We start from the raw sequence: 24,931 nt of genomic DNA, 5'->3' as shown, positions 1-24,931 counted from the left end.
TAAACAATATGTCATCAAACAAGAAATACTGGAAAAGTGTTGAAGAGCTAAACGAGAATAGCTCTATTGTTGAGACGCTAAAACAAAACGAATTTGTAGAAGAAATTCCTACTGATGAATTTTTAGGTGATAAAGAAACATTAGAGTCAACATCTACTACACGTCGTGATTTCTTAAAATATGTTGGTTTTACAACAGCTGCAGCTTCTTTGGCAGCTTGTGAAGGGCCAGTAAAAAAATCGATTCCTTACGTTGTGCAACCCACAGAGATTATTCCAGGTGTTGCCAATTATTATGCAACTACAATTGCTGATGGATTTGATTTTGCAAGTGTTTTAGTAAAAACTCGTGAAGGTCGTCCAATAAAAATAGAAAATAATGCTTTAGCTGCTACTAATGGTAGTGCAAACGCTAGAGTAAATGCTTCTGTTTTAGGGTTGTATGATAGTTTAAGAGTTCAAGGTCCAACAAAAGGGGGAGAGGCTATTTCTTGGAGTGATTTTGATGCTGAAACTACTAAAGCTTTAACAAACGTTGCGGCAGCAAATAAGTCAATTGTGTTATTAACACAAACTTATGCTAGCCCATCTACAAATAAATTAGTCGCTCAGTTTTCTGAAAAATACGGAAATGTAAGTCATGTTGAATATGATGCAGTTTCTGAATCTGCTGCTTTGGATGCTTATCAAGCAAAATATGGAGAACGCGGATTAGCCAATTACGATTTTTCACAAGCAATGACTATTGTTTCTGTTGGTGCTGATTTCTTAGGAGATTGGCAAGGAGGAGGCTTTGATTCAGGTTACTCTAAAAATAGAGTTCCAGATCACGGGAAAATGTCACGTCATATTCAGTTTGAAGCTAATATGTCGCTTACTGGTGCAAATGCAGATAAGCGTGTGCCATTAACTCCAAGTCAACAAAAACAGGCATTAGCGAAATTATACAGTTTAGTAGTTGGTGGTGCAGTTGCTACTGATTTACCAGACCATATTAATGCTGCTGTTCAAAAAGCTGCTTCTGAATTGAAAAAAGCTGGAAGCAAAGGTGTTGTAGTTACAGGTATTCAAGATGTGAATGCACAAACAATAGCTTTAGAAATCAACGCTTCTTTAAATAGTAAAGCATTTGATCCATCTACACCAATTAAAACAAGACAAGGAAGTGATAAAGCGGTACTGCAATTAGTTGGCGATATGAAGGCAGGTAAAGTTGGAGCCATCATCATGAGTGGTGTTAATCCAGCATATACATTACCAAATGCTGCCGATTTCTTGGAAGGTTTAAAGAAAACAGAATTATCAATTGCTTTTTCTTTAAAAGAAGATGAAACATCTTCTGAAGCGCAATATATAGCTGCAGCCCCTCATTATTTAGAATCTTGGGGTGATGTAGAATTGAAAAAAGGACATTACGGGTTGATTCAACCGGCTATTCGCCCTTTATTTGATACTAAACAATTTCAAGACGCTCTATTAAAGTGGACTGGAAACGATAGTTCTTACCATGATTACATTAAAGCTACATGGAGTTCTAGTGTATTAGGCGGACAATCATTTAACAAAGCATTACATGATGGTGTATTTGTATATGGTTCATCAAACGGTACAAACGGAAATGCATTTGAAACTGTTGAAACAACTTCAACATCATTAAAAGATAAAAAGAAAAGAACATTAGTAGGAGGTATAATCCATGATGTTGCTGTAGGTGTTGGTATCAAAGATGAAGACAAAGATGAGTTTGTTACTTCAACATCTTCTAAAAGAATAAACAACGGGAATAGTTCATCAGCGATAGCTGGTGTTGTTGGAGGGGCAAGTGCTGCAAAAGCATTAGCGTCTTCTACTAAATCTGAAGGTTTAGAGTTAACATTATATACCAAAGTAGGTATGGGAGATGGGCAACAAGCCAATAACCCATGGTTACAAGAGTTTCCAGATCCTATTACAAGAGCATCTTGGGATAATTACTTAACAGTTTCTAAAGCTGATGCGGATGCCTTAGGTTTAGAAAATACTCATGTAGCTACTGGAGCATTGAATGGTAGTTATGCTACTGTTAATGTTAACGGTGTGTCTCTAACTGCTCCTGTAATCATTCAACCTGGGCAAGCAAAAGGTTCAGTTGGTTTAGCTTTAGGTTACGGAAAAACACTAGGTTTAAAAGAAGAAATGCAAACAGGTGTAAATGCATATCCATTATACCAAAACTTCAATACTACGCAATCTGTGACTGTTGAAGCTGCGGCTGGAGAACATGAATTTGCTTGTGTGCAATTACAAAATACGTTGATGGGTCGTGGAGACATCATCAAAGAAACTACGTTAGAAATTTTTAATACGAAAGATAGGGATGTATGGAATAAAGTACCTACTGTATCTTTAAATCACGAAGAAACTCCAGTAACATCTCCAGATGTTGATTTATGGGATGAATTTGATCGTTCAATTGGCCATCACTTTAACTTATCAATCGATTTAAATGCTTGTACAGGATGTGGTGCTTGTGTGATTGCTTGTCATGCTGAAAATAATGTACCTGTAGTTGGTAAAACTGAAGTACGTCGCAGCCGTGATATGCATTGGTTACGTATTGATAGATACTATTCATCTGAAGAAACATTTGCAGATGATGATACTAAAAAAGAAGAATTCTCTGGATTATGGGGAGAAAGTGGTTCATTAGGTGGATTTGGAGAATTAGAAAATCCTACTGATAATCCACAAGTAGCTTTCCAACCAGTAATGTGTCAACATTGTAACCATGCACCTTGTGAAACTGTATGTCCTGTGGCAGCAACATCACATGGTCGTCAAGGTCAAAACCATATGGCGTATAACCGTTGTGTAGGTACTAGATATTGTGCAAATAACTGTCCATATAAAGTACGTCGTTTCAACTGGTTCTTGTACAATGGAAATGATGAGTTTGATTACTACATGAATGATGACCTAGGACGCATGGTACTAAATCCAGATGTTGTAGTACGTTCTCGAGGTGTGATGGAAAAATGTTCTATGTGTATTCAAATGACACAAAAAACAATTCTTGATGCCAAACGTGATGGTCGTCAAATTAAAGATGGAGAATTCCAAACGGCTTGTTCAGCAGCGTGTAGTAATGGAGCAATGAGTTTTGGAGACATCAATGATAAAGGCAGTAAAGTTGCAAAACTTAAAGAAGATAATCGTATGTATCACTTATTAGAAAGTGTTGGTACTAAGCCTAATGTGCAGTACCATACTAAAGTGAGAAATACAACTGAAGCATAAATCTAATTAAAGAATCAATTATATAATTATGGCGTCTCATTACGAAGCACCTATTAGAAGACCTTTAGTTACAGGGGAAAAATCATACCACGATGTTACTGTGGATGTAGCAGCACCTGTAGAAGGAAAAGCCAATAAGCAATGGTGGATAGTTTTTGGTATCTCACTTGCCGCTTTTCTTTGGGGAATTGGATGTATCATTTATACCATATCAACAGGTATCGGTACTTGGGGTTTGAATAAAACCGTAGGTTGGGCTTGGGATATTACAAACTTTGTTTGGTGGGTAGGTATTGGTCACGCAGGAACACTTATTTCTGCGGTACTATTATTATTCCGTCAAAAATGGAGAATGGCAATTAACCGTTCTGCAGAAGCGATGACAATTTTCTCGGTAGTGCAAGCAGGTTTATTCCCAATTATTCACATGGGTCGTCCATGGTTAGGCTATTGGGTGTTACCTATTCCAAATCAATTTGGATCATTATGGGTAAACTTTAACTCGCCCTTACTTTGGGATGTATTTGCAATTTCAACATATTTATCGGTATCATTAGTATTCTGGTGGACTGGTTTATTACCTGATTTTGCCATGTTACGTGATAGAGCTATCAAACCATTTCAAAAGAAAATATATTCTTTATTAAGTTTTGGTTGGTCAGGTCGTGCAAAAGATTGGCAGCGTTTTGAAGAAGTATCATTGGTACTTGCAGGTTTAGCAACACCTTTAGTACTTTCTGTACATACTATTGTATCGTTTGATTTCGCGACATCAGTTATTCCAGGGTGGCATACAACAATATTCCCACCATACTTTGTTGCTGGTGCGGTATTCTCAGGATTTGCAATGGTAAACACACTTCTTATCATCATGAGAAAAGTGTGTAACCTTGAAGATTATATTACAGTACAACACATTGAGTTAATGAACATAGTAATCATGATTACCGGTTCTATAGTTGGTGTGGCTTATATTACAGAGTTGTTTATTGCTTGGTATTCTGGTGTAGAATACGAACAATATGCATTCTTAAACAGAGCAACAGGACCTTACGTTTGGGCATATTGGATGATGATGTCTTGTAATGTGTTTTCCCCGCAATTTATGTGGTTCAAGAAACTAAGAACAAGTATTATGTTCTCATTCTTTATCTCAATTGTGGTAAACGTAGGAATGTGGTTTGAGCGATTTGTAATTATTGTAACCTCTTTACATAGAGATTATTTACCATCTTCATGGACAATGTTTTCGCCAACATTTGTAGACATTGGAATATTTATCGGAACCATAGGATTCTTCTTTGTATTGTTCTTGTTATATTCTAGAACATTCCCTGTGATTGCACAGGCAGAGGTTAAAACGATTTTAAAATCGTCTGGAGAGCGTTATAAAAACATTAGAGAAAGAGGAGATAGTTTGGTAGGAACTGGAGCAGATGCTAGAACATCAGGTAATGTTGTTGTAAAACCTGTTGCCAAAGCCAAAGTTGAAGCGCCTTCTAAAGATGATAATTCTGAGAAAGTAAGTAATCTTTTAGGAAGTATTGGTGCTTTTGATGCTGATACTCAAACTGCTGATGATTTAAAAGTGATTAGTGGTATTGGTCCTAAAATGGAACAAGTACTAAACAGTATTGGTATTTATACTTACGAACAGGTAAGTAAGATGACGAAAAAAGAATACGACTTGCTAGATGAAATTACAGGTTCTTTCCCAGGAAGAGCAGAACGTGATGATTGGTCTGGACAAGCTAAAAAATTAATAAACTAAATATAGTCAATGGAAGCTTCAAAAGTTATTCACGCTATTTATACAGATGATGATATTTTAATGTCGGCCGTTAAAAAGGTTAAGGCAGAAAAACATCACATTGAAGAGATATATACACCGTTTCCGGTTCACGGACTAGACAAAGCTATGGGCTTAGAGCCTACACGTATTGCTATTACAGCTTTTATGTATGGTTTGGTAGGTTTAACAGTTGCAATTGTGATGATGAATTTTATCATGATTGAAGATTGGCCACAAAATATTGGTGGTAAACCTAGTTTTAGTTACATAGAAAACATGCCAGCTTTTGTGCCAATTATGTTTGAGCTTACAGTATTTTTTGCAGCTCACTTAATGGTAATTACATTTTATCTAAGAAGTAGAATGTGGCCATTCAAAAAAGCTGAGAATCCTGATCCAAGAACTACTGATGACCATTTCTTAATGGAAGTAGCTGTTCATGGAAATGAAAGTGAATTGGAAAGCTTGTTAGCGGAAACTGGAGCAGTAGAAATTAATTTAGTTGATAAAGAAGCGCATTAATATAGTTATATGAAAAGCTTGATTAAAATATTAGTAATAGCAGTTGTGTTCGTTGCAGTATCTTGTAAAAAAGATACAGCACCAAATTACCAATTCATGCCAAACATGTATGAATCTGTTGGTTATGAGACTTACGGCGAAAACGATATGTTTGTAAATGGAATGGAAGCAAGAACACCAGTTGAAGGTACTATTCCAAGAGGTTTTGTGCCATTTGATATAGAAAATTCTACCGCTGGGTATGATTTAGCAAAAGGGACGCTGAAAAGTCCATTGTCAGCTGATGACGTAGATTTAGAAACAGGAAAAGTGTTATATGATATTTATTGCGGCATTTGCCATGGTAATAAAGGTAACGGACAAGGCAAATTGGTAAAGCGAGAAAAGATATTGGGTATTCCAAGTTATGATGATGCTGGTAGAGCAATTAATGAAGGAAGTATTTACCATACTATTTATTACGGTAAAAATGCAATGGGTAGTTACGCGAATCAATTAAACGAAGAAGAACGTTGGCAAGTTGTCGCATATGTTTTGAAGTTAAAATCAGATTTAGAAAAGTAAGAAGATAAGATTATATAGATATGTATACATTTTCAAATAAATTAAAGACATTTTCTATCATACTAATTGTTTTAGGCGTATTAGGTGTAGGATATGGTTTTATGACATCTCATAAATCTTTTGAAGAAGTTGAGCACATGTTAGCTGAAGAAGCACATCATGGTGGTCATGGAGAAGAGGCTGCTCATGCTGCACCAAGACATGATGCAGATGCAGAAGATAATCATGCCACTAATTCTCATGATGAGAATGGACATGAAGAAGAAGCTCACGGCGCTCATGGAGAGGTAGATGCCCATGCAAAACATGTAGAACATGTTCAGCACCAATTAGCAAACAGACCTTGGTCTGCGCTTTACGTAGCAGCATTTTTCTTTATGATGATTGCATTAGGTGTTTTAGCATTCTATGCGATTCAGATTGCATCTCAAGCAGGATGGTCTCCAGTATTATTTAGAGTAATGGAAGGGATAACTTCTTATTTATTACCTGGTGCTCTAATAGTTTTAGGTATTGCTGTTGCTTCTCACTTTATTGGACACAATAATATATTCATTTGGATGGATCCTGAAGTTGTTGCTCATGATAAGTTAATTCAAGGAAAAACAGGATGGTTAAACATTTGGGGTTTCATTATTAGAGGTTTAATATTTATTGGAGGATGGTCAGCTTACAGACATTTTTCACGTAAATTTTCAATTGCTCAAGATACTTCCGATGATAGAAGCAACTTTAAAAAGTCATTCAGAATTGCTGCTGGATTCTTAGTATTCTTTATTTATACTGAATCTATGATGTCTTGGGATTGGATTATGAGTGTAGATCCGCATTGGTTTTCAACATTATTTGGATGGTATGTGTTTGCCAGTATGTTTGTAAGTGGAATTACAGTAATAGCATTAATTACTATCTACTTAAAATCTAGAAATTACCTAGAGTTTGTAAATGAAAACCATTTACATGATGTGGCTAAGTTTATGTTTGCTTTTAGTATTTTTTGGACATACTTATGGTTCTCACAGTTCATGTTAATTTGGTATTCAAATATTCCAGAAGAGGTAACTTATTTTGTAACACGTTTCCAAGATTATAAATTACCATTCTTAGGTATGGTAGTGATGAACTTTGTGTTCCCAATTTTAATGTTAATGAATGCCGATTACAAACGTATTCCTTGGTTTGTAGTTATGGCAGGTTTAGTAATATTATTTGGACATTATATAGATATTTTCAATATGATAATGCCTGCAACAGTAGGGGATAGATGGTTTATTGGAATTCCTGAAATAGGTTCTGTTTTACTATTTGCTGGATTATTTATTTTTGTAGTATTCACAGCTTTAACAAAGGCACCTCTTCTTGTAAAAGGTTATCCTTTAAGAAAAGAGAGTGAAGAATTTCATTATTAATTAAGTTATAAATAAAGACGACCGACAACAATGACTGCTTTATTAACAATTATAGTTTTAGTATTTATTTTAATAGCCATTTGGCAGATGGTAAAGATTTTCGATTTAGCACAAGCTAAAAGCGAAGACTCAACTGCTGGTGTTGCTACCGATAAGGATAATACATTAAATGGGTATTTAATGATGGGCTTTTTGGCATTCATCTATATCATAACCATTGTATGTGTTGTAAAATATGGTGATTTGCCATTAATGTCTAACTCTGCATCAGAACATGGTCCAACCATTGATAATTTGATGTGGATTTCCATGATTCTTATTTTCTTTGTACAAACAGTAACTCAGTTTTTATTACACTATTTTGCTTTTAAATATAAAGGCGAAAAAGGAAAGAAAGCCTTATTCTTTGCTGATAATAATAAGTTAGAATTTATTTGGACTATTATTCCTGTAATAGTTTTAGCGGGTTTAATTATCTACGGATTAAATACTTGGATTAACATTATGGGTGTTGATGAAAGTGATGATCCTTTAGTAGTTGAATTATATGCACAACAATTTAACTGGAAAGCTAGATATGGTGGTGCAGATAATACTTTAGGTAAATCTAATGTTAGATTAATTGATATAGATCGCGCAAATATTTTAGGCTTAGATGAATCTGATCCAAATGCTCAAGATGATGTGATTACTACAGAATTACATTTACCCGTTGGAAGACCTGTTCTATTTAAAATGCGCTCTCAAGATGTATTGCATTCAGCTTATATGCCACACTTTAGAGCACAAATGAACTGTGTTCCGGGTATGATAACGCAATTTGGATTTACGCCAACAAAAACAACTGTTGAGATGCGTGAAACCCAAGAAATGAAAGACAAGGTTAAAAGAATTAATGAAATAAGAGTAGAGAATAGTAAAGCATTAGTAGCTAAAGGAGAAGATGCTTTAGAACGCTATGAGTTTGATTACTTATTGTTATGTAATAAGATTTGTGGAAAATCCCATTACAACATGCAAATGAAAATTGTAGTTGAATCTCAGGAAGAATATGATGCTTGGATTGCAGAACAAAAAGCATTCAAGAACTCTTTAATTAACTAATACAAAAAGAAAAACGATATAAGATTATGTCAGCACACGCAGATACTCACGACCACGACGACGATCACGGACATCATCATAAAGAAACGTTTGTGACTAAATATATTTTTAGTCAAGACCATAAAATGATTGCAAAGCAGTACCTTATTACAGGTACAATTATGGGAGTTATAGGTGTAATAATGTCTATGATGTTCCGTATGCAAATCGCATGGCCAGAAGAACCAAATGTGCTTTTCGAAGCATTATTAGGAAAATGGGCTCCAGATGGCGTTATGGATGCTGATATTTATTTAGCATTGGTGACTATACATGGTACTATTATGGTATTCTTTGTATTAACAGCTGGTTTAAGTGGCACGTTTAGTAACCTTTTAATTCCGTTACAAATAGGAGCACGTGATATGGCATCAGGCTTTTTAAACATGGTCTCTTATTGGTTATTCTTCTTGTCAAGTGTAATCATGGTAATTTCTTTATTTGTTGAGGCAGGACCTGCAGCAGCAGGATGGACTATTTACCCACCATTAAGTGCTTTGCCATTAGCTCAAGGTGGATCAGGTATGGGTATGACTTTATGGTTAGTGTCTATGGCTATATTTATTGCTTCTTCTTTATTGGGATCGCTTAACTATATAGTTACTGTTATTAACTTAAGAACAAAAGGAATGTCTATGACTAGGTTACCATTAACTATTTGGGCATTTTTTGTAACAGCAGTTATTGGTGTTATATCGTTTCCAGTATTATTATCTGCAGCTTTATTATTAATCATGGATAGAAGTTTTGGAACATCATTCTTCTTATCAGATATATTTATTCAAGGTGAAGTATTACATTACCAAGGTGGATCACCAGTATTGTTCGAACACTTATTTTGGTTCTTAGGACATCCGGAGGTATATATTGTAATATTACCTGCAATGGGTCTGGTTTCTGAAATAATGGCATCAAACTCACGTAAACCTATATTTGGGTATCGTGCAATGATTGCTTCTATTTTAGCAATTGCATTTCTATCAACCATAGTATGGGGTCACCATATGTTTATTTCAGGAATGAATCCATTCTTAGGGTCTGTATTCACATTTACAACATTACTAATTGCTATTCCATCTGCGGTAAAAGCATTCAACTGGATAACTACGCTTTGGAAAGGTAATTTGCAGATGAATCCTGCGATGTTATTTTCGATTGGTTTTGTATCAACATTTATCACAGGTGGCTTAACAGGTATTATACTTGGAGATTCTGCGTTAGATATTAACGTACATGATACATATTTTGTTGTAGCTCACTTCCATTTAGTAATGGGTATTTCAGCGCTTTACGGAATGTTTGCTGGAATTTATCATTGGTATCCTAAAATGTTTGGTCGCATGCTAAATAAAAACTTAGGTTATATCCACTTTTGGATAACTGCAGTTTGTGCTTATGGTGTTTTCTTTCCAATGCACTTTATAGGTATGGCAGGTTTACCACGTCGATATTATACAAATAGTAACTTTCCATTATTTGATGATTTAGCAAACGTAAATGTAATTATTACCATTTTCGCTTTAGTTGGTGGTGTCGTTCAAATCGTTTATTTATACAATTTCTTTAGTAGTATTTTCTTCGGAAAGAAAGCGGTACAAAACCCATGGAGGTCTACCACTCTTGAATGGACAGCTCCTGTAGAACATATGCACGGAAACTGGCCAGGAGCTATTCCTCATGTTTACCGTTGGGCTTATGATTACAGTAAGCCTGGTCATGATGTTGACTTTGTACCTCAGAATATTCCACTAAAAGACGGAGAAGAGGAACTGCAGCATTAATATAATACATATCTTACAAAATAAAACCCACCTATAAGGTGGGTTTTCCTGTTTAAAAGACTTTTTTATCGATGAAATACAAAAATATTTCAAAAAACACGATGAAATACAAAAAAATCAGTTAAATTGCAGTCGGAAAATATCGATAACCTCTGCTTTTATCAATAGCATTGGGTTTGAAGTCACTTTCCATTGCTATTATAACATGATTTTAAAACTAAATCACCGATGAAAACAAAACCTACCTTAAAGAACGTATTGTTTTTTGCGTTTTTTATTTTAATGCTATTGGGTACGTCTATTACATTTTCCCAATGTCCTACTATTGTAGATACAAGCCCTCCACCAATATGTGATGCTTCGGGTTATACTTTTAACGATTTAAATACTTTTGCTACTGACTCTGGTGGCGGGATAGTATGGTATGATTTACCCTCTGGAGGAAGTCCTTTTAATATAAATCAGTTAGTTAGTGAGGGTACTTATTATGCTGATGATAATACTGGATCCTGTGGTGTTAGAGTATCGATTACTGTCGATTTTCAAGTTGATACATCAGGAGAAAATTTAGATAGAATTTACTGTACAAGCGAAAGTGCTACTATCCAAACTTATATTGATGATGTATTACAAGGAAGTATACCACCAAGTGGTTCAGTTGAAGTGTATAATGATTTTGATTTAACAAATCAGGCAAGCCCAACCGATGCAATTCCGGTAGGAGCTTCAAATTTTTATATCGTTTTTGTAGATAGTGGTGGATGTAAAAGCCAAATTGAAGTTGGTCAAGTTGGTGTTTTTAGTGCTCCTACTGATCCTACTCCTGCAAACCCACAAGCCTTTTGTTCAGATACAAATCCAGTAGTTGGAAATTTGGATCCAGGTACTACAGCAACAAATTTTAATTGGTATGCTAATATTGATGGTTCTGGAGATCCAATTTTGCCGGCATTACCATTAGCAACCCCTTTAGTTGACGGAAATACATATTATATCCAGATTAATGATATTTTTTGTGTAAGTAATGCGGTAGCAGTTACAGTTAATATAGATGATCCAGTAAATGCAGGAAATTCAGGAAATCTTGAATATTGTAATGATAATTTACCAGCTTCAGATTTTAATTTATATGATGAGTTAGGAGGACCAAAAGATGCAACTGGTAATTGGTCAGGGCCTTTGACTACATCAAACGGAAATTTAGGAACCGTAAATATTTTATCCTTAACTACTGCAGGAACATATACATTTACATATACAGTCCCAAGTAACGGTGTTTGTCCAGATGGAACAGCAAATGTTACCATTACAGTTTATGAAACGCTTACCTCAGGAGTACCATCAACAGTAAATCCAGCTTCTTTTTGTGAATCTGGGTTACCAACTGATTTTGATTTATTCTCATTATTAGAGAACGAAGATTCTAATGGACAATGGACAGCTGGAGCATCTAGTACAGATCCAGTAGTATCGTCACCAGTAGATTTTACAGGTTTTACACCTGGAACTTATAATTATACGTATACTCAAAATGTTTCACCAAGCCCTTGTCCAGAAGAATCTACTACAGTACAAGTCATAGTTTTGGTTGATCCAAATGCAGGAAATGCAGTTAATCAAACATTTTGTGAAAATGATTTAGCAGCAAATTCACCTTTTAATTTATTTGATGCTTTAGATGGTTCTCAGGATAACAATTCTGGAACATGGACAGATGTTGGAAATACAACCATTTCAAATTCAATAGATATTACAGGATTTACCGTTTCAGGAAGTCCGTATGTATTTAATTATACCATTGATAACGGAACATGTTCTGATACTGAGCAAATTTCAATTACTATTGAAGACGCTCCAGAATCAGGAACACCAGTAGTAACCTTTCCAGACTATTGTGAAGGTTCAGCACCTACAAGTTATAATTTATTCGATTTATTAGAAGGCGAAGATCAAACAGGAACTTGGTATTCTGGAACAGATAATACAGGAACTGCAATAACAAACCCGATAGATTTATCAGGATTAACCCCAGGAACATATAATTATACATTTGATGTTGATGCCATAGGAAGTTGTGATGATCCACTAGTTACTGTGAGTATTACAATCAATCCATTACCAAATACAGGTACACCAACTTCACCAACCTATTGTGAAAACGATTTGGCTGCAAATTCACCGTTAGATTTATTCGGTCAGTTATCTGGAGAAGATTCGGGTGGTACATGGTCAGACGATAATACATCAAGTGCCTTAACAGGAAGTGAAGTTGACTTAACACTTTTAACAATAGGGTCGTATAATTTCACATATACAATTACGGATGCTAATAACTGTACAAACAGTTCAACAGTTACAATAACAGTAGAAGACGCTCCAGAATCGGGAACACCAGTAGTAACCTTTCCAGACTATTGTGAAGGTTCAGCACCAGCAAGTTATAATTTATTCGATTTATTAGAAGGCGAAGATCAAACAGGAACTTGGTATTCTGGAACAGATAATACAGGAACTGCAATAACAAACCCGATAGATTTATCAGGATTAACCCCAGGAACATATAATTATACATTTGATGTTGATGCCATAGGAAGTTGTGATGATCCATTAGTTACTGTGAGTATTACAATCAATCCATTACCAAATACAGGTACACCAACTTCACCAACCTATTGTGAAAACGATTTGGCTGCAAATTCACCGTTAGATTTATTCGGTCAGTTATCTGGAGAAGATTCGGGTGGTACATGGTCAGACGATAATACATCAAGTGCCTTAACAGGAAGTGAAGTTGACTTAACACTTTTAACAATAGGGTCGTATAATTTCACATATACAATTACGGATGCTAATAACTGTACAAACAGTTCAACGGTTACAATAACAGTAGAAGATGCTCCAGAATCAGGAACAGTAAACACTCCAATTGAATTTTGTATAGCAGAAATAACCGCAGCCCAAACTTATAATTTATTCGATTTATTAACTGATGAAGACCAAGCTGGTTCTTGGAATGACGATGATGCTTCGGGAAATTTATCAGGCAATACTATAACAATAGATGGTCTAGCCGCTGGAACATATAATTTTACTTATGATGTAGATGCTATCGGAACTTGTGATGATGTAAATGTAACAGTAAGCATCATTATTAACGATACACCTGCTCCAACCGCGACTTCACCACAAGAATTTTGTGATACCGCAACACTTGCCGATTTATCAGCAACAGGAAATGGAATTAAATGGTATGACGCCCCAATAGGAGGCACGCTTCTAGCTGATACAGATGCTTTAGTAGATGCTCAAATTTATTATGCAACTCAAACAGATGCTACAACAAATTGTGAATCTTCAGTTAGAACAGCAGTTACTGCAACTATTTATCAAACACCAAATGCAGGAGATCCTAATGCAACAGTAATTACAGCTTGCAATGATAACAATTCTATTGATTTATTTGCAGGCTTAGATGGCACTCAAGATGCAGGCGGAACATGGCAAAATAATGATAGCGTAGGTGTTTTAACAGGGAATATTTTTGATGCTACAGGTGTTGCTGTAGGCATGTACCAATTTACATATTTGGTTACTGCATCTGCACCATGTGTTGATGATAGCGAAACAATAACAATTACCATTGAAGCACCTTTAAATGCAGGTGCAACTATTAATCCAAGCTTAGATATTTGTAGTAACAATGGCGCGGTAGATTTATTTACGTTACTTGGAGGAGCTAATACAGGTGGAACTTGGTCGCCAGTTTTAACAAGTACTACTGGAGTTTTTGATCCGTTGGTTGATGCAGAAGGAACTTACACATATACCTTAAATAATTCTTGTGGAACTTTTACAAATCAAGTAAATGTTTCAGTAACTCAAGCACCAAATGCAGGAACTGATAATGCTCTAGCAATATGTGTGATTGATGATGAAGTAGACTTATTTACTTTATTAGGGAATGCACAATCAGGAGGAACTTGGTCGCCAGCTTTAACAAGTGGTACAGGGGTTTTTGACCCCTCCGTAGATACTTCTGGGGTGTACACGTATACTATTACTGCAATTGCACCATGTTCGCCAGATAATACGGCAGAAATTACAGTAACCGTTAGTGATAGTCCGCCATTAGTCGTACTTGATCCAAATCCAGAATTTTGTTTAGTTAATAATCCAACTGTTGCAGATTTAGCCATTAGTGTTCAGGCAACAGGAACCATCAATTGGTATGAAGATGCAGCCTTAACAATGCCTTTAGATACAACCGATACTTTAGTTGATGGTGCAGATTATTTTGGAACTCAAACTAACGATACAGGTTGTGAGTCTTCTGTGAGTGTTCAAGTAAATGCGACTATAAATGATACTGCAATACCTACTTTAGATGATGCTGCTGAAGAATATTGTATCAATGATAACCCAACAATTAGCACGTTATCAGATAATATTGTTGAATATGATGCTAATGCAAATAACTTAAGATGGTACGATACTGCAACTGGTGATTCTGCAATTTCAGAAAGTACTACACTTGCTAGTATAACCTATTACGTAGCATTATTTGATGCAGTAACAGGATGTGAAAGTTCAGTAAGATTAGAAGTCACTCCAGATATAACCGCCTGTGGTAAAATTAAACTGCCCGATGGGTTCTCACCAAATGGCGATGGAGATAATGATACTTACGATGTTGATAATCTAGCCATTTTATATCCAAATTTCGTCATGGAAATTTATAACAGAAACGGAAACATTGTGTATAAGGGCAATGCTAATTCTCCAAGGTTTGATGGTACATCAAATCAAGGAAGGGTTGTTGCAAAAGGAGATTTACCAGTAGGTGTTTACTTCTATATTTTCAACTTTAATGATGGAGTTAATAAACCAGAACAAGGACGCTTATACTTAAGCAGATAATTTATAGATAAAGCAAAATTTAAGAAAATGAAACATTTAAATATATATCATAAAATAGCTGCTTTGTTAGGTATAATAATATTGTCTTTTCAAAGTAATGCACAACAAGATCCTCAATTCACACAATACATGTATAACATGAGTGTCATAAATCCAGCTTACGCAACTGCAGAAGAAGGTATTTTAAACTTAGGAGGCTTATATAGAACACAATGGGTAGGATTAGAAGGAGCTCCAAAAACAGGAACCTTTTTCGCCCATACACCCATCAATGAAAAAATTGAAATGGGAATATCTTTCACTAATGATAATATTGGAGATATTGTAAACGAAAATAACATTTTTGCAGATTTTGCCTATGTGTTACCTGTGGGTATTGAAACAAAAATATCATTTGGCGTAAAAGCAGGTGTAAGAATGTTTGATACAAATTTTACAGGCTTACAATTACAAAACGGGCCAGCAAGTGGAGATGTTGCTTTCAACGAAAACATAAATAGAGCGTTTCCTAATTTAGGGATTGGTGCATTCTTTTTTACCGAGAACTATTATTTAGGTTTATCAGCTCCAAATATGTTGTCAACTAAACATTTAGAAAATGAAAATGGTATTAAAGCAACAGGTATTGAAAGCGTACATTACTTTTTTACAGGTGGTTATGTGTTTGATATTAATAAAGATTTAAAATTGAAACCTGCATTTATGGGTCGTGCTGTAAAAGGAGCGCCCTTAGCATTAGACATTACAGCAAATGTCCTAATTAATGAAAAATTAGAAGCTGGTTTGGGCTATCGTTTGGGCGATGCTATGAGTGCTTTGGTTAATTTCAGAATTACACCCGATCTTAGAATTGGATATGCTTACGACTATACAACTACTAATTTAGGAGATTTTAATTCTGGATCGCACGAAATATTCATTTTGTTTGATGTTGATTTATTCGGATTTAAAAACGGATATGATCGCTCACCAAGATTCTTCTAACATTTAATACTAGGAAACATGAAAAAATATACATACATACTCGCAGGCCTTTTATTAATTAGTGGAATGGCAACTGCGCAAAAGAAAAATTTAAAGCGTGTTAATAAGCTTTTTGAAATGAGAGCCTATAAAGATGCTGCTGAAATTTACGAAACCAAAGAACGTAATCAAGAAGTGCTTCAAAATTTAGCCGATAGTTATTATTATAATGCAAGTCTACAAAAAGCCATTAAAACCTATAGAGAGTTATTTGTTGAATATGGCGATTCTATTGATATAGAATATCATTTTAGATTTGCTCAGGCTTTAAAAGGTGTGAAAGAGTATAAAGATGCAGATAAACATTTAAGCAGATATTACAACAAACCTGTTAATACACTTGCTTTTATAGAGCAAACAGATAAAACAACACCACATACCTTCAAATTAAAACAAATTGAAAACAGAAATTCTAGTAGTGATTTTGGTTTGTCGTTTTATGGCGAAGATAAAGTAGCTTTTGCTTCAGCAAGAAACTCAGAAAACCCAGCGTATTCATGGAATAACTTGCCGTATTTAGATTTATATAGTGGCACACTCAACAGTCAAAATGTTTTAGAAAATGTTGCGCCATTTTCGGAGTCTATTAATACCGAATCTCATGAAAGTAGTGCCGTATTTACTAAAGATGGCAAGACAATGTATTTCAATAGAACAAATACAACACGTAAAAAAACTGATGCCGAACGTATTGCACATATAAAAATTTATAAGGCTGAATTGGTTGATGGTAATTGGACAAACGTTACCGCATTGCCATTCACTTCAAACGCTTACAGTACTGAGCACCCAGCATTAAGTAAAGATGAAAAAACATTGTATTTTGCTAGTGATATGCCAGGAACTTTCGGGAGTTTTGATATTTATAAAGTGGCAATAAATGACGATGGTACTTATGGCGAACCTGAAAATTTAGGAGAAACTATAAATACAAAACACAGAGAGCAATTCCCGTATGTAAGTAAATATAATGTGCTGTATTTTTCATCAATTGGTCATTTAGGTTATGGGGGATTGGATGTTTTTAGAAGCAATATGGTAAATGGTAATTTTGATAAACCAGTAAACTTAGGAAGTACGATAAATAGTTCTTTAGACGACTTTGCATATGTTGTTAGAGAAAAGGATAACAAAGGTTTCGTGTCTTCAAATAGAACAGGTTATGATAGATTGTTCGGTTTTGCAAGAGAACAAAACCCTTTAACGATGTATCAAGTAGAAGGTATTGTGCAAGATTTAAATAGTAAAGCATTATTAGCAGGATCTTTAGTGACTTTGTTTGATGAATCAGATACTGTAATTCAAGATACTATAGTTGGAGATGATGCCTATTATAAATTTAAAATAGAACCGAATAAAAAATATAAAGTTCGCGGAACACGAAAAGCATACATTCCTCAGGATGTAGAGTTTTCAACTGATAGTAAAGGTAAAGTACAGCATGATATTTATTTGTCTTTAGAATCTTTTGCTGATGCTGAAGAGCGTGTTAAAGAAAAAGAAGATGGTAATGTACAAGTTGAATTAGATAAAATTTATTTTGATTTTGATGAAGCTATCATTCGTGAAGATGCAGCAGTTACTTTAAATGTCTTAGTGGATTTAATGAAAAAATATCCATCTATGGAAGTTGAAGTATCTGCACATACTGATGCCCGTGGTCCAGATCAATATAACTTAGATTTATCTAAAAAACGTGCAGCCTCAACTTTAGAGTATTTAGTAAGTCAAGGTATTGAACGCAACCGATTAAAAAGTATTGGTTATGGAGAAATGCAACCACTAAACGAATGTGTTAAAGAAGGTATTTGTGATGACAGAGAATACGATATCAACAGACGTTGTGAGTTTACGATATTAAAATAACCAACCACCAAATAATCTAACCAATTATTTAATGAAGCCTTTCTGCATTGGAAAGGCTTTTTCTTTATATTTGCTTGTGTTGAACTTGTTTCAGTACCTTTGTTATTAAAGAGATATTAACTTAATGAACGAAAACTTAGATCCAACAGACGATAATTTTTCCCCAGAAGAATTAGATGTAGAAAGAAAGTTAAGACCCTTGTCTTTTGATGATTTTACGGGTCAAGATCAAGTATTGGAAAACCTTCAAATATTCGTTCAAGCTGCAAATTTAAGAACCGAAGCTTTAGATCATACATTATTTCACGGACCTCCGGGGCTTGGAAAAACCACACTTGCTCACATTTTAGCTAATGAATTAGAAGTTGGAATTAAAGTGACTTCAGGCCCAGTTTTAGATAAACCAGGAGATTTAGCAGGATTATTGACAAATTTAGATGAACGAGATGTTTTATTCATAGATGAAATCCATCGATTAAGCCCCATTGTAGAAGAGTACCTCTACTCAGCAATGGAAGATTATAAAATCGATATTATGATTGAAACGGGTCCAAATGCAAGAACAGTCCAAATCAATTTAAGCCCGTTTACATTAATTGGAGCAACAACACGATCAGGATTATTAACATCTCCAATGCGAGCACGTTTTGGAATTCAAAGTAGATTACAATATTATAAAACCGATTTGCTAACTACTATTGTACAACGAAGTGCTATGATTTTAGATGTGCCAATTTCTATGGAAGCTGCAGTTGAAATTGCAGGACGAAGTAGAGGCACACCAAGAATTGCAAATGCACTATTACGTCGCGTTCGGGATTTTGCCCAAATAAAAGGCAATGGTAGTATTGATATTAAAATAGCAAAATTCGCATTAGAAGCATTAAATGTTGATGCCCATGGTTTAGATGAAATGGATAACAAAATATTAACTACTATCATCGATAAATTTAAGGGTGGTCCTGTTGGTATTTCAACTATTGCTACTGCTGTAAGCGAAAGTCCAGAAACCATTGAAGAAGTTTATGAACCATTTTTAATTCAACAAGGTTTTATCATGCGTACACCTCGTGGTAGAGAAGTTACAGAGCAAGCCTACAAGCATTTGGGGAAAAATAAAGGAAGTATTCAAGGCGGATTATTTTAGATTAGTTATGTCTAAATAGCTTTAAATCAAGTTTTTTCAAAGACAAAAATTGCACTTCATCGAAGTTTTAACAGCACAACTAATTTATAGGTTTTTTATCAAATTAATGTAAGGTTTTTGATATAGCGCGTTAGTTTTACATCATAAATAGTAACCCAAACCTATTTGATATGAAAAACCTTAAAACTTACAGTCTTCTGTTGTTATGTGCTTATTTTTTAAATTCTTGTGCAACAGATAATGATGATTACGTTGAAACACCATCGCAATCTATTCTAGAAAAACGTATTGTTGAAGTATTTGGTTCAAAAGAATCTTTAATCTTACCAGCTTCAAATAATTTTACCAAAATTCCTAGTGATGCTAAAAATAGTATCACAGAAGCAAAAGTGTCTTTAGGGCAGATGTTGTTTCACGAAACAATGTTAGGTAAAAACCCTAATAAAGATGAAGGAATGAATACCTATTCATGTGCAAGTTGTCATCATGCAGCTGCAGGATTTCAAAGTGGTATTCAGCAAGGTATTGGTGAAGGCGGTATGGGCTTTGGTAGCTTTGGAGAGGGAAGAGTTAAATCTCCAAATTACTTAGAAAGTGATTTAGACATACAACCTATAAAGAGTCCTAGTGTTTTAAATACGGCTTATCAAAAAGTGATGTTGTGGAATGGTCAATTTGGAGCTCTTGGAGATAATGTTGGTACCGAGGCAAATTGGACTGTTGGTACTCCAAAAGAAGCTAATACTTTTGGTTTTGAAGGTGTTGAAACACAAGCTATTGCTGGATTGGATGTACATCGTTTAAAAATAGAAAAAGATTTTATAATTAATTCTTCTTATAAAGTATTATTTGATGCAGCTTTTCCTAATATAGTTGAAGAAGAACGTTATACTAAATTAAATGCTGCACTTGCAATTGCTGCTTATGAAAGAACAGTATTAGCTAACGAGGCTCCTTTTCAAAAATGGTTAAGCGGAGATGATTTAGCTATGAATGAAGATGAGGCAAAAGGAGCTTTATTATTTTTTGGAAAAGGGCAATGCTATATTTGTCATTCTGGTCCTGGTCTTAACGGGATGGAGTTTCATGCTTTAGGTATGAAAGATTTAGTAGGTGAAAATATAATGACTGTTGTAGATGATGCTACTAAAAAAGGGCGTGGTGGATTTACTGGAAATAGTGAGGATGATTATAAATTTAAAACCCCTCAATTATATAATTTAACAGATGCTGGCTTTTATGGTCATGGTGGTACTTTTACATCTATCCGTGATGTAATTAGTTATAAAAACAAAGCAGTCCATGAGAATAGCGAAGTACCGTCAAATAAGTTATCACCATCATTTGTGCCTTTAAATTTAACTGAAGCTGAGATTGATTTGTTGACGTTATTTGTGGAGAATTCATTGTACGATGCCAATTTAAAGCGCTATCAACCAAAAAGTTTACCTAGTGGAAATTGTTTTCCAAATGCTGATACTCAATCTTCTTCAGATATGGGTTGTATATAACTTGAATTAATAAATGAAAATTGTAATTTAGGTGTTTTAAAATAAACGTGAATAAACTAAATTACTCAGATATTATAAAAACCGAAGCTAAACGCCTCGGTTTTTTGTCTTGTGGTATTAGTAAAGCAGAGTTTTTAGAGGAAGAAGCGCCTCGTTTAGAAAAATGGTTAAATAAAAATATGCATGGAGAAATGCATTATATGGAGAATCATTTTGATAAACGTTTAGATCCAACAAAATTAGTTGATGATTCAAAAAGTGTAATATCGCTATTGTTAAATTATTTCCCTAGCCAAGAGCAAACAGCTAATAGCTATAAGCTATCAAAGTATGCTTTTGGAACCGATTATCATTTTGTTATAAAAGATAAACTCAAGTCATTATTACATTTTATTCAAGATGAAATTGGAGAAGTTAATGGGCGTGCTTTTGTAGATTCTGCACCAGTTTTAGATAAGGCTTGGGCAGCAAAATCTGGTTTAGGATGGATAGGAAAACACAGTAATTTATTAACGCAGCAAGTAGGTTCGTTTTATTTTATTGCAGAATTAATTATTGATTTAGAGTTGGAGTATGACACTCCAGTTACTGACCATTGTGGTACGTGTACTGCATGCATTGATGCTTGCCCAACAGAAGCAATTACAGAGCCTTATGTAGTTGATGGTAGTAAATGTATTTCATATTTCACTATAGAATTAAAAGAAAATATTCCATCAGAATTTAAAGGAAAATTTGATGATTGGATGTTTGGTTGTGATGTGTGTCAAGATGTTTGTCCTTGGAATCGATTTTCAAAATCACATAATGAACCTTTGTTTAATCCGCATCCTGAACTATTATCTATGACCAAAAAAGATTGGGAAGACATCACAGAAGATACTTTTAGAAAAGTATTCAAAAAATCTGCCGTTAAACGCACCAAATTTTCAGGTTTAAAAAGAAACATCAATTTCTTAAAAGATTAGGTATTTACTTGATAGGATTGCTATATTTGTTCGTTTAGTTAATTATCCATTATCATGAGCGAAGAAAGCAAACGAAGAGAGGCACTTATATATCACGCAAAACCTACTCCAGGAAAAATAAAAGTTGTACCGACAAAAAAATATTCAAGTCAAAGAGATTTATCTTTAGCTTATTCTCCAGGTGTAGCAGAGCCATGTCTGGAGATTGAAAAAGATAAAAATAATGCATATCGTTATACTGCTAAAGGAAACTTAGTTGCTGTAATTTCAAACGGAACAGCAGTATTAGGATTAGGGAATATTGGTCCCGAAGCTTCAAAACCTGTAATGGAAGGAAAAGGCTTGCTATTTAAGATATTTGCAGATATAGATGTTTTTGATATTGAAGTAGATACTGAAAATGTAGATGCTTTTATAGAAACCGTTAAAAACATAGCGCCAACTTTTGGAGGAATTAATCTTGAAGATATTAAAGCACCTGAGGCTTTTGAAATTGAGAGACGTTTAAAAGAAGAACTGGATATTCCTGTAATGCATGATGACCAGCATGGAACGGCTATAATTTCTGCCGCAGCATTAATAAATGCTTTAGAGTTAATTAATAAAAATATTGAAGAAGTAAAAATAGTTATTAGTGGTGCTGGAGCCGCAGCTATATCGTGCTCTCGTTTGTATCAGTCTTGTGGTGCAAAGCGAGAAAATATGGTAATGCTAGACAGTAAAGGAGTGATTAGAGATGATAGAGAAAATCTAACATCTCAAAAAGCAGAATTTGCAACTCATAGAAAAATTGACACTTTAGATGAAGCTATGAAAGATGCTGATGTGTTTATTGGTTTGTCTATGGCAGATATTGTAACGCCTGCTATGTTGAAAGTTATGGCAAAAGATCCTATTGTTTTTGCTATGGCAAATCCAGATCCAGAAATAAAATACCAATTAGCTATAGATACTAGAGATGATATTATTATGGCTACAGGACGTAGCGATCATCCAAATCAAGTAAATAATGTACTAGGTTTTCCTTTTATTTTCAGAGGTGCTTTAGATGTACGTGCTACAGCAATTAACGAAGCAATGAAGATGGCTGCGGTTAAATCTTTGGCGGCATTAGCTAAAGAACCTGTGCCAGAACAAGTAAATGTTGCTTACGGACAAACCCGTTTAGCGTTTGGAAAAAAATATATTATACCAAAACCGTTCGATCCAAGATTGATAGCTGAAGTACCACCAGCTGTTGCAAAAGCAGCTATGGATAGTGGTGTCGCATTAGAACCAATTGAAGATTGGGGGAAATATAAAAACACACTCAGAGAGCGTTTGGGATCTGATAACAAGTTAGTAAGGTTGCTTTTAAATCGCGCTAAGTTAAACCCAAAACGCGTAGTTTTTGCTGAAGCTGATCAATTAGACGTCTTAAAAGCGGCGCAAATAGCCTATGAAGAGGGTATTGCTATTCCTATTTTATTGGGTAGAAAAGAAACCATTGAATCATTGATGGAGCAAATTGATTTTGAAGCTGATATTACAATAATTGACACAAAAACTGAAGCTGAAAATGAGCGCAAAAATAAATATGCTAAGGTGTATTGGGAACAACGTAAACGAAGAGGTGTTACGTATTATTCCGCGAAGCGTTTGATGAGAGAACGCAATTACTTTGCTGCGATGATGGTGAATGAAGGTGATGCAGATGCCTTAATTTCTGGTTACTCCCGTAGTTATCCTGCTGTTGTAAAACCAATGCTAGAGTTGATAGGAATGGCAAAAGGAGCAACGCGTATTGCAACTACAAACGTAATGATGACAAAAAGAGGGCCTTTATTTTTAAGTGATACCTCCATTAATATTGACCCTACTGCTAAAGATTTGGCTAAAATTGCGATAATGACATCCAAAGTGATTAAAACTTTTGGGTTTGAGCCTGTAATGGCAATGACATCGTATTCAAATTTTGGATCGTCTAGTAATGATAGAGCATCAAAAGTTAGAGAAGCGGTTGCTTTGTTACATCGAAATTATCCTGAGATGATTGTGGATGGTGAATTACAAACAGATTTCGCTTTAAATGATGAAATGTTAAGAGATCAGTTCCCTTTTTCTAAATTGGCAGGTAGAAAAGTTAATAGTTTAATTTTTCCAAATTTAGATTCGGCAAATATCACTTATAAATTATTGAAAGAGCTAAATGAAGTAGATTCTATTGGGCCAATAATGATGGGAATGAATAAACCAGTTCATATTCTACAATTACATGCTAGTGTTGATGAAATTGTAAATATGACTGCAATAGCTGTAATTGATGCACAACATAAGGAATTATGGCATTTAGAAAAAGAGATTTGATAGTATTGAAACGTAAATAATTTCATTACATTTGGCTGATACCGAAAGCCTAATTATTTTGAGTATATCAAGAGGGATTTAAAATGATTACACATATACAAGGAAAGCTTATTGAGAAAAATCCAACTGATGTAGTGATAGACTGCAATGGCGTAGGTTACTTGGTAAATATATCGTTACATACTTTTTCTCAAATACCTGACAAAGAAAGCCTAAAGTTGTACACACATCTTCAAGTAAAAGAAGATTCTCATACACTTTTTGGATTCTCTTCTTTAGCGGAACGCGAAATATTCAGATTGTTAATTTCTGTAAGTGGCATTGGTGCTAGCATAGCAAGAACTATGTTGTCTTCATTAACCCCAAAGCAGGTAAGAGAAGGTATTGCTTCTAGTGATGTAGCTTTAATTCAATCAATAAAGGGTATTGGAGCAAAAACTGCACAACGTGTCATTATAGATTTAAAAGATAAAATTTTAAAGATTTACGATATAGATGAAGTTTCGGTTTCGAAAGACAATACCAACAAAAATGAAGCGTTATCTGCTTTAGAAGTTCTTGGTTTTGCAAAAAAGCAAGCAGAGCGTGTTGTTGATAAAGTTATCATAACACAACCTGATGCTACTGTTGAAACCATTATAAAACAAGCTTTAAAAAACTTATAAAA

At 34.7% G+C, this 24,931-nt stretch carries 15 protein-coding genes; all 15 read left to right on the top strand.

The annotated features are described in order from the left end of the window. The first annotated feature begins 8 nt into the window (after positions 1-8). Positions 9-3,275, top strand: coding sequence for a TAT-variant-translocated molybdopterin oxidoreductase (locus tag AC0L5U_RS12510; protein ID WP_473416737.1), 3,267 nt, complete (start codon positions 9-11; stop codon positions 3,273-3,275). 28 nt (positions 3,276-3,303) lie between these two features. Then, positions 3,304-5,046 (top strand): NrfD/PsrC family molybdoenzyme membrane anchor subunit, encoded by a 1,743-nt coding sequence (gene nrfD, locus AC0L5U_RS12505; protein ID WP_473416736.1) that lies wholly within the window; start codon positions 3,304-3,306, stop codon positions 5,044-5,046. Positions 5,047-5,055: 9 nt separating this feature from the next. Then, positions 5,056-5,589, top strand: coding sequence for a DUF3341 domain-containing protein (locus AC0L5U_RS12500; RefSeq protein WP_473416735.1), 534 nt, complete (start codon positions 5,056-5,058; stop codon positions 5,587-5,589). Between the two features lie 9 nt (positions 5,590-5,598). Next, positions 5,599-6,153, top strand: coding sequence for a c-type cytochrome (locus tag AC0L5U_RS12495; RefSeq protein WP_473416734.1), 555 nt, complete (start codon positions 5,599-5,601; stop codon positions 6,151-6,153). 20 nt (positions 6,154-6,173) lie between these two features. After that, complete coding sequence (locus AC0L5U_RS12490) at positions 6,174-7,562, top strand: quinol:cytochrome C oxidoreductase (RefSeq protein ID WP_473416733.1); 1,389 nt, start codon at positions 6,174-6,176, stop codon at positions 7,560-7,562. Positions 7,563-7,592: 30 nt separating this feature from the next. Continuing rightward, the gene (locus AC0L5U_RS12485) at positions 7,593-8,666 is read left to right on the top strand and encodes a cytochrome c oxidase subunit II (protein ID WP_473416732.1); all 1,074 of its coding nucleotides are present in this window, start codon (positions 7,593-7,595) and stop codon (positions 8,664-8,666) included. Positions 8,667-8,692: 26 nt separating this feature from the next. Further along, positions 8,693-10,486 (top strand): cytochrome c oxidase subunit I, encoded by a 1,794-nt coding sequence (locus tag AC0L5U_RS12480; protein ID WP_473416730.1) that lies wholly within the window; start codon positions 8,693-8,695, stop codon positions 10,484-10,486. 228 nt (positions 10,487-10,714) lie between these two features. Continuing rightward, positions 10,715-15,403, top strand: coding sequence for an Ig-like domain-containing protein (locus AC0L5U_RS12475; protein WP_473416729.1), 4,689 nt, complete (start codon positions 10,715-10,717; stop codon positions 15,401-15,403). Positions 15,404-15,430: 27 nt separating this feature from the next. Beyond that, on the top strand, positions 15,431-16,387 hold the full coding sequence (locus tag AC0L5U_RS12470) for a PorP/SprF family type IX secretion system membrane protein (protein WP_473416728.1): 957 nt from the start codon (positions 15,431-15,433) through the stop codon (positions 16,385-16,387). An 18-nt stretch (positions 16,388-16,405) separates the two neighbouring features. Beyond that, complete coding sequence (locus AC0L5U_RS12465; RefSeq protein ID WP_473416727.1) at positions 16,406-18,292, top strand: OmpA family protein; 1,887 nt, start codon at positions 16,406-16,408, stop codon at positions 18,290-18,292. A 124-nt stretch (positions 18,293-18,416) separates the two neighbouring features. Further along, positions 18,417-19,439: a Holliday junction branch migration DNA helicase RuvB gene (gene ruvB / locus AC0L5U_RS12460; RefSeq protein WP_473416726.1), complete on the top strand. Its 1,023-nt coding sequence runs from the start codon at positions 18,417-18,419 to the stop codon at positions 19,437-19,439. 170 nt (positions 19,440-19,609) lie between these two features. After that, the gene (locus AC0L5U_RS12455; RefSeq protein ID WP_473416725.1) at positions 19,610-20,950 is read left to right on the top strand and encodes a cytochrome-c peroxidase; all 1,341 of its coding nucleotides are present in this window, start codon (positions 19,610-19,612) and stop codon (positions 20,948-20,950) included. Between the two features lie 47 nt (positions 20,951-20,997). After that, on the top strand, positions 20,998-21,918 hold the full coding sequence (gene queG / locus AC0L5U_RS12450; protein WP_473416724.1) for a tRNA epoxyqueuosine(34) reductase QueG: 921 nt from the start codon (positions 20,998-21,000) through the stop codon (positions 21,916-21,918). A gap of 54 nt (positions 21,919-21,972) precedes the next feature. Further along, positions 21,973-24,264 (top strand): NADP-dependent malic enzyme, encoded by a 2,292-nt coding sequence (locus AC0L5U_RS12445; RefSeq protein WP_473416723.1) that lies wholly within the window; start codon positions 21,973-21,975, stop codon positions 24,262-24,264. 83 nt (positions 24,265-24,347) lie between these two features. Beyond that, positions 24,348-24,929: a Holliday junction branch migration protein RuvA gene (ruvA, locus tag AC0L5U_RS12440; RefSeq protein WP_473416722.1), complete on the top strand. Its 582-nt coding sequence runs from the start codon at positions 24,348-24,350 to the stop codon at positions 24,927-24,929. Positions 24,930-24,931: the final 2 nt, after the last annotated feature.

It is taken from the genome of Jejuia sp. G7-7, assembly GCF_055808955.1.
This window is presented reverse-complemented; position numbering and strand designations above follow the sequence as displayed.